At 39.7% G+C, this 15,311-nt stretch carries 12 protein-coding genes and 1 pseudogene; 6 read left to right on the top strand and 7 right to left on the bottom strand.

The window, feature by feature from the left end; translation table 11 throughout:
- Window positions 1–75: 75 nt before the first annotated feature.
- On the bottom strand, window positions 76–2,742 hold the full coding sequence (locus tag L0P88_RS21850) for a BspA family leucine-rich repeat surface protein (protein WP_247131999.1): 2,667 nt from the start codon (window positions 2,740–2,742) through the stop codon (window positions 76–78).
- A gap of 471 nt (window positions 2,743–3,213) precedes the next feature.
- Here L0P88_RS21850 and L0P88_RS21845 point away from each other — a divergent pair.
- Window positions 3,214–3,954, top strand: a pseudogene (locus L0P88_RS21845) (IS110 family transposase); the annotation flags it as partial.
- A 47-nt stretch (window positions 3,955–4,001) separates the two neighbouring features.
- Here L0P88_RS21845 and L0P88_RS21840 read toward each other — a convergent pair.
- Window positions 4,002–4,229, bottom strand: coding sequence for a hypothetical protein (locus tag L0P88_RS21840; protein WP_247131998.1), 228 nt, complete (start codon window positions 4,227–4,229; stop codon window positions 4,002–4,004).
- A gap of 697 nt (window positions 4,230–4,926) precedes the next feature.
- On the opposite strand from L0P88_RS21840, the gene L0P88_RS21835 reads away from it, so the two are divergent.
- Complete coding sequence (locus L0P88_RS21835) at window positions 4,927–5,151, top strand: Tn3 family transposase (RefSeq protein ID WP_247131997.1); 225 nt, start codon at window positions 4,927–4,929, stop codon at window positions 5,149–5,151.
- Window positions 5,152–5,196: 45 nt separating this feature from the next.
- Here the strand turns inward: L0P88_RS21835 and L0P88_RS21830 are convergent, their stop codons facing one another.
- The gene (locus L0P88_RS21830) at window positions 5,197–5,367 is read right to left on the bottom strand and encodes a helix-turn-helix transcriptional regulator (RefSeq protein ID WP_313791605.1); all 171 of its coding nucleotides are present in this window, start codon (window positions 5,365–5,367) and stop codon (window positions 5,197–5,199) included.
- 45 nt (window positions 5,368–5,412) lie between these two features.
- Window positions 5,413–7,506: a lipocalin family protein gene (locus L0P88_RS21825; protein WP_247131996.1), complete on the bottom strand. Its 2,094-nt coding sequence runs from the start codon at window positions 7,504–7,506 to the stop codon at window positions 5,413–5,415.
- A 444-nt stretch (window positions 7,507–7,950) separates the two neighbouring features.
- Between L0P88_RS21825 and L0P88_RS21820 the strand changes: the two genes are divergently transcribed.
- From L0P88_RS21820 to L0P88_RS24195, 3 genes are all read left to right on the top strand, one after another.
- Window positions 7,951–9,306, top strand: a complete 1,356-nt coding sequence (locus L0P88_RS21820) for a hypothetical protein (protein ID WP_247131995.1) — start codon at window positions 7,951–7,953, stop codon at window positions 9,304–9,306.
- A 360-nt stretch (window positions 9,307–9,666) separates the two neighbouring features.
- Window positions 9,667–10,569 carry a tetratricopeptide repeat protein gene (locus tag L0P88_RS21815; RefSeq protein WP_247131994.1) on the top strand — a complete coding sequence of 301 codons (903 nt, stop codon included), beginning with the start codon at window positions 9,667–9,669 and terminating at the stop codon, window positions 10,567–10,569.
- Complete coding sequence (locus tag L0P88_RS24195; RefSeq protein ID WP_409557696.1) at window positions 10,526–10,663, top strand: tetratricopeptide repeat protein; 138 nt, start codon at window positions 10,526–10,528, stop codon at window positions 10,661–10,663. Before L0P88_RS21815 ends, L0P88_RS24195 begins: the two co-directional genes overlap by 44 nt.
- Window positions 10,664–10,810: 147 nt before the next feature.
- Here the strand turns inward: L0P88_RS24195 and L0P88_RS21810 are convergent, their stop codons facing one another.
- On the bottom strand, window positions 10,811–11,875 hold the full coding sequence (locus L0P88_RS21810; RefSeq protein WP_247131993.1) for a hypothetical protein: 1,065 nt from the start codon (window positions 11,873–11,875) through the stop codon (window positions 10,811–10,813).
- A 546-nt stretch (window positions 11,876–12,421) separates the two neighbouring features.
- Here L0P88_RS21810 and L0P88_RS21805 point away from each other — a divergent pair.
- Window positions 12,422–12,718: a hypothetical protein gene (locus tag L0P88_RS21805; RefSeq protein WP_247131992.1), complete on the top strand. Its 297-nt coding sequence runs from the start codon at window positions 12,422–12,424 to the stop codon at window positions 12,716–12,718.
- A 47-nt stretch (window positions 12,719–12,765) separates the two neighbouring features.
- Here L0P88_RS21805 and L0P88_RS21800 read toward each other — a convergent pair whose 3' ends face one another.
- Both L0P88_RS21800 and L0P88_RS21795 read right to left on the bottom strand, forming a co-directional pair.
- Window positions 12,766–14,304: a PQQ-dependent sugar dehydrogenase gene (locus L0P88_RS21800; RefSeq protein WP_247131991.1), complete on the bottom strand. Its 1,539-nt coding sequence runs from the start codon at window positions 14,302–14,304 to the stop codon at window positions 12,766–12,768.
- A 306-nt stretch (window positions 14,305–14,610) separates the two neighbouring features.
- Window positions 14,611–15,192 carry a hypothetical protein gene (locus L0P88_RS21795; RefSeq protein WP_247131990.1) on the bottom strand — a complete coding sequence of 194 codons (582 nt, stop codon included), beginning with the start codon at window positions 15,190–15,192 and terminating at the stop codon, window positions 14,611–14,613.
- Window positions 15,193–15,311 lie beyond the last annotated feature (119 nt).

Here is a 15,311-nt window from a genome sequence, read left to right as displayed (position 1 = left end):
CTTAAAAAGATAAGTTCATAAAATTAAAAGAAACTACACACTTAATTTATATCCCAATTGATTTAGTTTAGAAGTTTAGCGTATTAAACTAAAATGTCCCCTTAATATCTTACCATCTCTATAGATTACTGAGTACCAATAGTCATCAGCTATCATAGGGCGGCCATTGAATGTACCATCCCAACCTGCCGAAATATCCCTTATTTCTTTTAACAACTTCTCGTATCGGTCAAAAATAAAAACCTTTAATACTTGATTTGATGGGTTTGGAACTATCCAATAATCATTTATATTGTCATTGTTTGGAGTAAAGAATCTTGGTGGTAATGGGATCAAAAGCTCTGTAGTAAAGTTTTCTTCTGTACAGGCCATAGCGTCTCCCTCTGAATTGTAAGGTGTTATGTCAACATAAATGGATGTGTTCTCCGGTAGGTCTTTCTGTAGATCGTAACCCAAAACATCCCCTACATCTAAAGCATATAGGATATCGCCAACCATTGAACTTGTACCGACCGTCAGTCTATAGCCTGTTGCGTTCGGGACCTCGTTCCACTCCAGGCCCGTTCCTATGGGAACATCAATAGCTCCCGATAATGGTAACGATAACATGGTACACGATGGCAATGGGATCAAAAGCTCCGTGGTAAAGTTTGCTTCCGTACAGGCCATAGCGTCCCCTCCCAAGTTATAAGGGATTATACCAACATAAATGGATGTGCCTTCCGGTAGGTCCTCCTGTAGATCGTAACCCAGAACATCCCCTACATCCAAAGCATATAGGATATCGCCAACCATTGAACTTGTACCGACAGTCAGCCTATAGCCTGTTGCGTTCGGGACCTCGTTCCATTCAATGTTTGTTCCTATGGGAACATCAATAGCTCCCGATAATGGTAACGATAACATGGTACATGGTGGTGGTAATGAGGTTATGGTCAGTTGAAAATCTTGTTCTGAACTACTACAGTCTGGATTACCATCGTAGATATACAGGGTAATTGGATAAGAGGAAAAGTCACTAAAGCTAATCGTGTGTCCAGAGTTGTAAGATGTTCCTGTACCATTGCTACCTGTATAATATTTTTCATCACCTGTGAGGTTTTCCCCAATGATTGTTGGTAACGTATAACTATCGGAAACAGTTTGATCGGCGATATCTTCTAGCATTGGTGCCATCATTCTTCCTGCATCGGTAATACTCCAGTTATCATTACTAATCATATTTGATCTGGCCGATTCCCCTGAACAATATTGGCTTAAGCCTCCATTAAATCGAACATTATTTTGTAAAACTTTTGAGTTCCAACCTATAAGCAGTGCGTCATAATTGGCAACTGAAAGTTTTGCTCCAATAAACATTTCACTCATATTTCTTACGTTTCCCACATCCCAGTTACCTATGTCCTGATCAAAGGAGCTGGCAGCCCAGAACATGGATTGCATATTTGTTACGTTTCCCACATCCCAACCGCCTATGTCCTGGTTGAAAGAAGTGGCACCGTTGAACATGAAACTCATATCCGTTACATTGCTTGTCTTATCTCCCCAATCTCCGATGTTCCCATTGAAGGAGCTGGCAGCCCAGAACATATGATTCATATCTGTTACGTTTCCCACATCCCAGTTACCTATGTCCTGGTTGAAGGAACTGGCAGCCCAGAACATTTGACTCATATTTGTGACATTGCCCACATCCCAGTTACCTATGTCCTGGTTGAAGGAACGGGCCTCCCGGAACATAAGACCCATATTTGTGACATTGCCCACCTTCCAGCCGCTTATGTCCTGATTGAAAGAAGAGGCAAAACTGAACATAAGTCTCATATTTGTGACCTTGCCCACGTCCCAACCGCCTATGTCCTGATTGAAGGAGCTGGCATTTACGAACATGAAACTCATATTGGTGACATTGCTTACGTCCCAACCGCCTATGTCCTGATTGAAAGAAGTGGCACCGTTGAACATGTCCTCCATATTTGTTACGTTTCCCACATTCCAGTTGCCTATGTCCTGATTGAAGGAACTGACCTCCCGGAACATACGTTTCATATCTGTTACGTTTCCCACATCCCAGTTACCTATGTCCTGATTGAAGGAACGGGCCTCCCGGAACATATCACTCATATCTGTTACCTGGGCCAGGTCGGGGGCATCCATGGCCGTGACCTGTAGGTTGGTACATCCATAGAAGGCGCTGTTCATGCTGTTCCACTGGATGTCTCCCCACTGCTCCACGGTCTGTATCTTGTCCTTGTCACCGCTAGTGTTATTGTTGAAATAGATCCTGGGGAAATCTCCCGTGATGGATACGGTGTAGGTGCCGGCACCGCTGTAGGTATGATCAGCGTTTCCGGTGACGTTCTGGCTTTTATCGTTGATCCCATCATTATCGCTATCCTCACCCCAATCCACGGTGTAATCGTAGCCACTTCCTTCGGTGGGAATGGTGATGGACAGGTCTCCGTCCCCTATACTATTTTCTCCTACCTGCCAAGTAGTGATAAAAGCCTCCTGTGCCATGGCCGGAGCACCGAGGATAAACACCAACAGTATGGCAAAAATGTGCTCTTTCCCATATTTTTGTACCGTTCCCCGATGTCTCGGCCTATCGGTTGTCTGCCATAAACCAGCGCGCCCGACAATGGCAAGAGCATTGTGCACCATAAAGAACGGTGGGGTACTTTTCTTTCCTTTTTTGGAATTTGGGACGGAACTGTATTGAAGCAGTGATCTTTTTTTCAACTTATCGGAACTTTTGTTGGTACAATGGTCAATACCATGTATCCAGTCGTTCGTTGATCAAAGAATATTGATAAACTAAAAACAGTTTAACCTTTGCTTTTAAATTCTGCTAAAAAAAGTGTTGAAACCTATTAAATCAGGGACAAAACGGAAATGGCCTGGACGGCCTTGTTGAAATCCGGATCCAGTGGGTTCACCAACAGCTTGTGTTCCCTCGGATAACAGGACAACGGCATCCTTCTATCGCTGGTGGAAATGGGATACAAGTCCGGCCTGGAAAATCAATTCCAATAAAAAAGCCCCTTATTGAATTAGGTTCATGGTCAAAGTGTATTTTTATTCCGATAGGTTTACTATCGTTTATTTGAACTTTGGTAACGGTCATGGCTCGTATGTTTGGCCCATTGTTATGTAACCATAAATATAGAAGTTTACTTCCATAATTAGTGCCCAAATAGAAGGGACACCGAGGTCTCGGTAGTGGACCCCTTATCGGTTAAGCGCTTTATTCAAATGAAGTTGAGCAAGGTCAAGACCGACAAGAGCGATGCCAGGGCCATACGGGAATATGCCATGGTAAACGATGTCCCCCTGTATAATGGTAGGGCCAAGGATCAAGCGGAGAGTATACAACTGCTTGCCCTGATGGACATATACCTGAAACAGCGCATCCAGATAAAGAACAAGCTTCATGGGGAGAAAGTGCTGGGCGTACCATCAAGGACGGTATACAGCTCGTTAAAACGGAGCCTCAAGTCGTTGGACAGAGAGTTGGAAGCCCTGAACGAGCGCTTGCTCGACCTGGTCAAGAAAACCCAACAACGGCAGCTCACCGACTTAAAGAGCATACCTGGGCTCGGTGATAAGACGGTGGCCCTTTTGATTGTCCTTACAGAGGGCCTCACGGCCTCCCAGCGGTGCAATTATGCGGGCACCACCCCAACGAAAAGGCGTTCCGGGAGCAGCGTACGCGGCAAGAGCAAGATCAGCAAGGTGGGCAATAGAAAGTTACAGAACCTATTGTTCCTGTGTGCCTTCTCGGCCTGCAGGCACAACAAGGGGTGCAGGCAGATTTATGAGCGTATCACGGCAAAGGGGAAAAGCAAAAAACTGGCATTGATAGCCGTATCCAACAAACTGTTGAAACAGGCATTTGCCATTGCAAAATCAGGACTGCCCTATGATGAAAATTATGTGTCAAGATTAGGCTAAATGAACTTGTTTTTTAACTCAGTTCTTTGTTGTGTCAAGTTTTTTAATCAATTCTTCGACATTTTTGAAATAATGCCTAGTATTTCACTTTTTAGTTCATTTAATGGCATTGTTACTTTATTGTTTTCTTGATTATATTCATACAGGTCATTTATTGAATATGACTTTAGTCCATCCAATGAAGTATATGTACCTTCCAGGTAAAAGTAAATTGCCTTTGAAGTTTTAGAGGTTAAAAGGGAGTATCCTGTTTCCCATCCTCCATTTTTTCTCAATTTAAGTGCTCAATGAGCAGAAACATTGACCGTGGTTGTTCCAATAAACAAAAAAGGAGTCTCATTATTGCATAAACACAAAATAGCACACTTGGGCAGTACGTTCAATGAACCCCATAGAACACTATATTCAAATAGACCAATAAGAAAAACTGGGGAATTTAATTAATCGATAAACACCAGTGTTTTTAATGCCTCCGAGCCAAGTTGTCGTTTCGTGCAGCCTTTAGGTCAATAGGACTTGTATTGGTTTCTCCTATGTTTTTTCCAGTTACGGGTACGTTTTGAAAATTTTGAGTTAGTAGTCTCTATTCCATGGGGGAAACAGAACCAACAGCCACCCATCTTACGATAGTTGTCAATCCTTGAAATGCGGATATTGGATATCTTCTTTGGAAAATCAATATGCCCCTCTTGGGTGAGACCAAAAGCTTTTATAAATCGCTTTGCATGTTTCACGATTTCAATGTTTTAAGTGAATACTTAGAACATTGAGCCTTTTAAGAAAATGGAAAGAAACATAATCGGTTTATTTCCGTAAAGATAGTCCATTAACCGTTTTGCGCCCAAGTCGTTTTAAAAGCCATGAAATGGTAGTGTAATCCCGAAACAGTATAACGTCCGTAAAAAATTGAATTACAATAAATTAGGTGATTTTATTGGACATTTTGTCCTATTTTTGGGATGAAGCCTAATAGTGCTTTGGAATTACCTGAAATTAAGCGATGTAATTTCTAAAAGTAGTTCCAAAGAAGATGCAATGGAAATAATAGAAATCATGAGGAAGAGCTCCATCATGACTTGGCAACATGTAAACTTATACGGTGAATATAATTTCAAAAAGCTCTTTTCGGAAGGAGAATATCGCTTTTTTGAATTTGATAAGATTAGAGATTTTAAGATTGAAGGGATTAGTGCTTAATGTTTTAAATATATTATAATCAAATACTTAAGAAAAAGTCCGTATCTACCATGAGGGCCTAGGTACTAACAATTCTCTAATGTCTACATCAAGAATCACAGCAATCTTTTTTAAGTCCTTTAGATGTGGTTGAGACTTATTATTGCATATGGCAGCAACAGACGTTGTACTCTTTCCAAGTTGTTCCGCAAGCCAAACCTGCGACTTTCCCTGGATAACCAGTACTTCTACAATTAAAAAATTCCTAATCCCATTTTAATCTTATGGAGTATCTAAGCGCTCTACAAAAATATCTGCCTTGTCATTATAGTTTTGATTCAATGTTTGTTTTTTAAATCCTGTTGAAACACTAATAATGTTGCCATTATAGTCTTCAAAAATAAAATGGGGATAACCTATGGTTAGAATATTGTTCGCTTGACCCAGATTTCTACCATAAACTACCGCCTCTTTTTGGTGTGGACTCTCAGAATTAACTTGCCAATCTCGGTCATTGTTACTGCCAAAGACCTGTGTGCCATCTATACTTGTGCCTGATGGAAAAGCCGGAAACTCAAATGATTCAATGACTTGGAAAGTATCAGTACTATATAGTCTATTTTCCTCTGTATCTAACATGTACATTGCGTTGGTGTTGTGCAGAGTTTTCTCGTTATTAAAACCTCTGATGCCAAAATCTACCATTTCTGACCCGACAATAAATCCGTTCTGGTCAAGACTTTTTACGATACTGTTTGGTTCATTCGGATGGCCAACCAATACTCTGTTATTATTTAACATGAAAAGTCTATGCAATGTATTTCCTTGGTGCTGGGTAAAATGTGGCGTACTGTCAATTAGAGAAAGATTTGTATTATCCCTTTTTAAGGTAAATATTTCGCTTCCTGTTATGAACAACCATAAATCCAATTCCGGGGCATATGTGAAATCCCAAAACCCGCTTACACCTTCCGGCACAATAGCATATTTAAATTCCATGGTATCTGCATTATAAAAGTATAGCTCTATGCCTTGTTTTATTACCAATTCCTTTCCATTTGCCTGTGAAAGAAACAACTTGATATCTGAATAAGTTGAACTTTGCGGCGAAATATCAGAAACGGCCTCTGTTTCTTGCCGTTCATAATTGTATCGACGAATATCTATTCCCGTATTTCCATTTCCACTTGGTTTCCCAAAGAGATAGACTATAGGCGCTTCAGGGTCAACAGTCAAAGAAAGAATGCTTTTATATTCAATAACTTCTTTTCTTTTAAAATTCACTTCTCGTACACCAATATTTTGATTATCACTCAAGGGGCTTTTATTGCCGAAAATGTTATAGGCGTAAACTGTATAAAATGGATTCTCTAGATATGGCGGAGTCTTATCTATATAATTGGTCTCATCTATATCGGTAATTTCCGCAAGAGTGTATTCCTGAGCCCCATTAGCACTTGTGCCTCCATAATTTGACACAGTAATTTCATAATGAGAGAAATAAGGTGAATCTGACGGTTCCCATGAAATTTCAATACTGTTATCCGTTACTACCGGGTCCTTTTGGGAAACAGCGGACATACGAATAAAAAAACTTGGGGTAATATCATAAACATTACTTTCTCCAAGTATTCCTTTGTCCGTGTAGACCCTCAGATAGTAACATAAAGATTCGACTGCAGGTGGAGACAAATCAGTATATTCATTTTCTGTGACATCAGTTATAGTCGCGATAAGCTCTGAATTGGCCTTACTACAATTTTCACCTGCACTTCTATATACTTCGTATCGCTCAAAGCTGTTGAACCCATTATATTCTTCCCAAGTGAAATTTATCAGGTTTTCAAATGCATCATCCGTGTTCTTTTTAAAAGTACTAGAGACAAAATCAATTTCCTCTGGTTCATATTTTTTAGCAGTCAATATCAACACGTCCAATTGCCCATCTTCATCTACATCGAATCTGGATTTAAAAACAAATTCTTGATCATTCAATCTTATGATTACCAAATCATCGGATTGACCAAGGGAATTAGTAAATGTTAAAACGCCATTGTTTAGTTCCCAGTCAAGTTCATTAATCTGTGGGTCGCATCCACTACTCTGAAACAAATATTCTCTATAAGTGCCATTTTCCGAATAAATGAAAAAATCCCTTTCACATTCGGCATAGGTTATCGGCACCTCAGTTCGTTCTCCATCGAATTCAGCACTAAAAATTGCCCAAATTCCTTCAAGTTGATTTATGGATGCCGAACGATCTGCCCCACTGTAAAAATTATCAATATTTCCTTGATCTATATTATTTTCATCGTCTTTCGAACAGCCAATAGTTAAAACCAGAATGACGTAATAAAAACACTTTTTCAATTTCATTCGCTTCAAAAATCAAAGTTGATCAATTCCCTTAATGGAGCATAAAGAAACATCATTTTCCTGTAATAATTGTACAAAAAAGATGACATGTCCATTTTGACAAGTAACCATTCCATACACTTTCACCTCCCCTACTCTGCGGGTTCGGCAAAACAGTGTTCCATTACCTTTTTTAAAAGAAATTTTTGAGAAGAAATTTTTCGGGAAATACCGTACAAACTTTTCCAGCGCACCAGCCCGCTCCTACTTCAAAAGGTCTACCAAATCTTTACCAAAGCTCAAGTTACCCTTCGACTGCGCTCAGGGCAGGCATAACATAAAGGATACGATGTAGCAAAGTGCTATTCATCGATGAACTGCAAGAATTTTAGCACGCTTTTCGATTTTTCGACGAACGACACACGGACATGAATAGTTTTCATTAAGATTTAACGTTAAAGAACTATGAAAAGACTAACTTTTGTACTGTTTTGCCTTGTTTTTGTATGCACTTCCTGCTCCAACGACACCAATGAGGTGATTGATGAAAACAATAGTGACGGGATTGATGAAAACAATAATACGACCAATGATGAAGGGGATAATGCGATGAATGGGGAAGAAAGTGGTGACACTTTCTCTTTTCTTGGTGACGACTTTCAAGTCAATTCTTATACAAACAAGAATCAGAATTACCCCAAAGTTGCTGTTGCTCCAGATGGTAAGGCCATAGTGGTTTGGGAAAGCGATGGGCAAGATAACGATGGCCTTGCAGTGGCTGCCCAGCGATATAATTCGGATGGATCCAAACGGGGCGATGAATTTGTGGTAAACACCGAAACCGAGTCGACGCAAAGCCAACCCACGGTTGCCGTTGCCAATGATGGTTCACATATCATTTTATGGAGAAGCAAAAATCAAGATGGTAGTGGTTTTGGGGTGTACGCCCAAAGATATGACAGCGCTGGCACTACCATTGGTAGCGAATTTAGAATCAACGAAGAAACGAACTCCGATCAAGATCAGGCTTATGCCGCGTATCACAGTAATGGAAACTTGATGGTTATTTGGGAAAGTGCAGACCAGGATGGACAGGCAGGTGAAATCTACGCTAGAGTTTACGATGATAACTTCAATGACATAAGTAACGGTGAATTTCGCGTCAATACCGTTACCAATGGATGGCAAAATACGGCTAGAATCGCAGCGGTACCCAGTGGTTTTATCGTGGTTTGGGAGAGTCTAAACATTGATAACGAAAGAATCGCAATCGTTTTTAAGCGCTTTGACAGTGAAGGTAATGCAGTAATGACCATGGAAGAACAAGTTAACACGCGCCAAATCTGTGATCAAAAAAACCCGGATATCGCTACACAAGCCGATGGAACGTTTGTCATTGTCTGGGAACATCTTGAAGATCCGGAGAAATGTAGCAGCGCCCAAACCTTGGCCAGTGATATCGCGGCACGAATCTACAACGGTGATGGCACTGCCCTGACGGATGAAATTATACTGAGCCAAAATACCAGTGGAAATCAAAATCTTGGAATTGTCAATGACTACCGAGGTGGGTTTGTTGCCATTTGGCAAGCCGATGCTTCATCAAATGATAGTAGCGATGAAATATATGGGCGACGTTTGCTGAATACGGGCACACTGAACGGGGATATGTTCAAAGTGAATACCAACACGGACAGCTTTCAAGTCTTTCCATCCATTGCCGCCGCACCGGATGGCGTTCTATTTGCCGCTTGGGGGTCATGGTCTGGCGATGGTAATGGCACCAGCATCAGAGCACGTCAATTAAGGGTTGGGCAGTAGCAACCATTGATACAATCAATTCTGATGCTTTGGCATTATAACGATACCCAATTTGAGGACAAAACAGCTGTCATATCCTTATTGGAACTTAAAGAGGCGGTGATGGAGATTTATTTAAATCAATTAGTGAAAGCATAAGTTTTTGTTAGATTTGAGTCGATAACCTAAAGTCAATCATTATTGTTTTATACCTACCTTTTTCTACTACTAGTATTTGTTGTTTTTCTTAGACCAATTTCCACACTTGTTCATGAGCTTGGCCATGGGGTTCCTGCTTTGTTATTGACCGAAGGCAAAGTTACCTTATACTTGGGTTCTTATGGCGACCCAAAGGACAGCATCAAAATCAATATTGAAAGGTTGGAAGTATTTTTCAGAAAGAATCCTTTTCATTGGAAAATTGGCCTTTGCAAAATGCATGATGAAAAAGTTTCTATTAACAACCAGATTTTTGTGACCCTAATGGGGCCAATAATGTCTTTGGTATTAGCATTGGTTGTTACTTATTATGTGTTTTTCGCCAATTTGAATGATAATTTTGTGGTTCTGCTGTTCTTCTTCGGCATATCAACGTATTTTGATTTTTTCGCCAACATCATTCCTAAAAGAAAACCTATTGAATTGTATGATGGTACTGTTACCTATAATGACGGTCAGTTGCTATTGGATTTGATAAAATATAAAAACCTCCCGCCAGAATATGGTGAAGCTATTAATCTATATAACGACAAAGAGTTCTTTAAAGCTGGAACAATACTAAAAGAACTTATTGCTTCCAACCATAAACCGGATTACATATATCGTTTGGCAATTTCAGCTTATTTAAATGCACATGATTATCAAAATGCCAAGTTGGTTAACGAAGAATTCGAGAAAAAAAATGACAAGGCGAACTTTGATACAAACGACTACAATAATTCTGGGCTATCAAAATCATATCTAAAGGATTTTTCCGAAGGTTTGAAAGATTATGAAAAGTCATTGGAACTCAATACAGATAATTCTTTGGCCATTAATAACAGGGGTTATACCTATAATTTGATGGGAGAATATGAGAAAGCAATCATCGATTTTGATAAGGCCATTGAATTAGAACCTAACCATGCTTATCCCTATAATCATCGAGGTTTGGCAAAAATAAAACTGGGAAAAACCGAAGAAGGTCTTAGGGATATTGATAAATCCATGAGTTTGGATAAAGACCAATTCCTACGCACATATGAACCTCGGGGTTTATTATTTCGATATAGGCGATTATGCTAGGGCTTTGGAAAAATTCAATTTAGCTCTTGAATTGGATGAAAATACATATGAAATAAAGGAGCGTATTGCAGAAGCTAAGGAACAATTGGGCTAATAGCCCATTCCACACTCATTCCCCTACCCTCCTACCTCGGGTTGTACAGTGAGTGTTCGTTACCTTTACAAGGAAATATTAAGTAGGCCTATAACCGGCATGATAATCTTCAAACTAGCTAAGGTTACATAGAAACAATATATCTAATTAGAAAGCTTTTCTATCAATATTTTTTTCTGCGTCTATATCTTCCTTTTTATGATCAAACAGTTCCAAAGCTGAAAGAGTACCACCAATAAATACAACTGGTCCCGACCACTTATTGTCAATGCGTAGCCAATCTACACCAATATTAAAACTACTTTTGAATAGTTCCTGAAATTCATCTTTGTTAAGGGAAACATCAATAATAGTCATGGTGATACCCGGATTAAAAATATCACTGCCACCAAAGGTATAGCGGAGATAAGGCACAAACCCAACTTTACTCAACCCTATATTTAATAATCCTGGCTTATTTTCTTGTTGTTTAAAGGGAAAAAAGGGAGTTGAAATTCCAAAGTAAAAATTATTCAGATATTCTAGTTCTCCTATTTTTCCATCTTCATCTCCCAAGGAAGAAATTTCTATATTTTGAAACTGGACGGGCAAATCTTGAAATCCAGTAAGTGTTGAAAGGTTAGTCTCATAAGCATATCCCCAAGTTAGTCCTATGACAAGTCCTTTTAAGGACCATCTAGGATATAGTTCGCTATGAAAATTTAGCGAAAATGTGCTCGGGTAATCTCTTGTTTTTGTAAGCGAAATTGTATCATAGAGAACAGCTCTATTTTCATAACTATATTTTGCAGATGCTCCAAAGGTGTACGCCAACTTCCTCTGACTGTATCTATTTATTTTGTCGATACCCTTGATAAATCCAAATTCAACACTAAACTTATTCCTTCCTCCACTTTTAAAAAGTCCTTCATTTGATTCAAATGCAAGTTTTCCTATCAAACCTGGAGAGGTAGAAACAGTTTCCCTTTTCTCATTTGTAACTGGATCGTTAAAATAGTACTCATAAGATTTCCAATAATCTGAAAAAAGCTTTTCGATTTTCCCTGAGCCCCCGATTTCAATTCTTTTGGATTTGTTATTAGCCGTGGTCTCAAATTTTAACTGCTTAGCTCGATCAGTAAAAAAAATTGTATTGCCTAAACTGTTTTGGATTTGTCCTTGGATAACGTAACCCAAAAGAAGCATCAAGCCCATCAAAATTTTAGTTTTCATAATTTTTCTATATAAACAGAGATTACTATCAAAACTTCGTTATTCGATAATTAATTTCAATACCCACTAAAAGGTATTTTCTGGGGGAGAAAGCGGAAGAAAGTAAGTCAATGGTTTGGAGTACTCCAATATAGAAATTGGCCATGAAAATACACTACACAAAAAACTTAGACTTTCTGGGGTTTTTATGCTGTTTCATACGCTTTTGCTTACGCTACTTGATTGCTTCAACAGAGACCGTACTTTATTTTCTTACATTTTGCATTTCCGGGTTTAGCCGATGGCCGAAGATAAAATCAGGAAAGATGGAAATACCTTCGTAACCCAGGAGGTCATTGATACCGATAATGTGGCCATAGCACCCCTATAAAGTCAATTTGAAAACTTAGATTTTTATAGCCGCTATCGTACTGATTAATACAAGTATTTTCTGATTTATTTTTCAGTTAATTCTTAAGTATTGCATCAGTAGTTTATAATTTTGTAAGTAAATTCGGAAATTATTTCATATCTTCTCCTCATAAGTATCTTAACAAATCATTTAAAATGAAGAAATTATATGTAACCATAGTTTTGGTACTTTTTTCAATTGGTTTTAGTGCTGCACAATCAAAATTAACGGATGCAGATCTACAACAACAAGGATATAACAATGGTTGTGAGTTAAGACAGTCCGACGATATTGACTTGTATCGCGCTACAATAAGTAACCCCAATTTTCCCCAAGCTTACTTAGATGGGGTAATGTCGGGGTGGCTCAGATGCTCTGGAACTGTCAAAAAGGGACAGGGCAAAAAAGAAAAGTGGCCTAAAAAAATTGGACCCGGTAAGATTGTAATTTAATCTTCAGGGTTTAGATACCCGCAGTTAAAACAGCATCTAACCCAGCATTATTGCTCAGGTACAAGGCGTATAAGTCGGCCAGGGCCCTCTACTACAATATAAAGATAGCCGTCCCTACCCATTTGTGCGTCACGTACCCTGCCTATACCATCCAATAGCGTTTCATGGCCAACAACCTCGTTGCCGTTCATTTTTAAACGATGGAGGTATTCGAATTTAAGGGAGCCGACGAAAAGATCATTTTTCCAATTTCCATAAAAATCGCCGGAGACAAATGTCATTCCACAAGGCGCAATGGAAGGGGTCCAGTAATGTACGGGCTGTTCCATTCCATCCAATTCGGTTAAATCCGTAAAAGTGGTTCCATCATAATTGATACCGTATGATATGATGGGCCATCCGTTGTTGTCCCCTGCTTCCAAAAGATTGATTTCATCGCCGCCACGGGGTCCATGTTCGCCTTCCCAAACCGCTCCGGTTTCTGGATGCAGACTCATTCCTTGAGGGTTACGTGTGCCATAGGTGAAAATTGAATTGATCGCTCCGGGCGTATTATAAAATGGGTTGTCCGTAGGAATTCGACCATCGTCATGAATCCGATGTATTTTCCCGATGGCATTATCCAATGCCTGCGGGTAGGTGTCCCTTCGTCCGCGATCGCCCACGGAAACGTACAAGTATCCATCAGTATCAAACACCAATCTGGAGCCAAAGTGTGTACCGCTATCCACATAGGGAAGTGCCGTAAAGATAATCTCCACTTGGCTCAGGCTGTTTCCATTGAGTACACCCCTTGCCACAGCAGTGGTCAATTCCGATGAATCATTGGGATTGGCCCTGGAATAGGACAGATAAACAAAAGAATTGTTTTCAAAATCAGGGTGTATGATCACATCCAATAGCCCACCTTGCCCTTCGGAAACAATAGCTGGAAGATTGGTAACTTCTGCCAACTGTCCCTCATTCCGCACCAAGAACAACCTTCCCCCGCGCTCGGTTACCAAAATTTCACCATTGGGTAATTGTGCCATCCCCCAAGGAATGCCGGGAATTTCATCCGTTAGGGTCTCCAATCGAAAAGTAAGGTCATCTGATGAAATCAATCCGGATAAATCAGGGTTTTCCTCCTCCAACATGGCTTGCGTTTTCCCGTCAATTTCGGAAAGTATATATTCGGTCAATTCCTGGATTTCCAGTTCACTAAAAGTAGCCCCGTATGCGGGCATACCATTGTTGGTATATCCATTGGTTATGGATTGCACCACTTCTTCGGAAGAATTGCCATAGGTCCATTCCCGTTCTACAAATGAACTCAGGTTTTGTCCATGACAGCCTCCACAGTGATTTCGATAATTGAGCGCTGCTCTTGCCAAATCAACGGTTTCATTGCCGGGATCAATTACTTCTTCTTCTTCGGGATCAATTACTTCTTCTTCGGGAGGCTCGGGATCCATAGAACTGTTACAGCTCAACAGTATGGACAAAAGCAACAACAATATCAATTTGGTTGTTGTTTTCAACCATTTGTAGGTATCCTTAAATTTAAAAGTTATTTCAGCAAACTGATTTGAGGTGGTCGGGGCCATAATTTTCCATATTAAATTGGTGAAGAGCGTTTATTGGCACGTGTTGTACAAATTTATGTTCACCCCTAACATTATCACAGACACGTTATGATTTCAAAGTTACATAAAATGTAACGTTAATTATCAAAATAAAGTATTGGGTTGGCAAGTATACCATTGCTTTTTAAAGCACACTTGGTCATGAAGAGATATATGGATGATGTAAAGGACAAATAGCAGGGCTTCCCATTCCGTACCCTTTTCCCTCCCCTACGAATGATTTTATGCGCCACGTATGTATTAGCAAACGAAGACCTTACAAAACCGTCAATACTGTTTAAGCGATTTTACGTGGGCAAATATTTTTATACCATGGATGACCGCCTCTACTTCGTCATTAAACATTTTTAGCCCTTTAACATGGTTCACGCCTTTTTGTGGAGAAATGGAAATCACATCATGCTGCCTTTGCGCCTTGTCTATTGCCCTTACTTCTATTAAATTACCCATTCTACTCACTCCCTTAACATCAAGTATTTCCCCTTCTTCACCAATCGCCTTCACGTCAAGTATCGTACCGTCATTAGCAATGGCTTTGACAGGATAATACGTATCGTTTTTGGTTACGATCATTTTTATGGGTATGGTCTGTCCGTTCACCAAAGCTTTGACACTTAATAGGCTAGTGTCATAGGAGTCTTGTATGGCCTTTACATCGTGATAGGTACCAGTTGCATCAATTGCCTTGATGTCCAACAATTTGGCTTCAGGGAGAACGGCTTTGATGTGCCAATAAATCACATTTTCCCGTAATTGGTCCTGCGATTGTGCATTGGCAACGGAGAAAAATAAAAGAATTAAAAACCCAATATATGGTAACGCTTTTGAGGTGTGTTCCACCGTTTTCATTTGTATCGTTTTACATCAAATATAGAGTATAATCCTGGTTTTGAACATGATAATGATCAGGGCCGAATTACTTGGGTTACACAAAAATTACGTGCGTAAAGTATATACTTTGTACTGAT

Origin of the sequence: Muricauda sp. SCSIO 64092, assembly GCF_023016285.1 — a bacterium.
Taxonomy (GTDB): Bacteria; Bacteroidota; Bacteroidia; order Flavobacteriales; family Flavobacteriaceae; genus Croceivirga.
The sequence above is the reverse complement of the archived record's forward strand: the minus strand, read 5'-3'. Positions and strand labels throughout refer to the sequence as shown.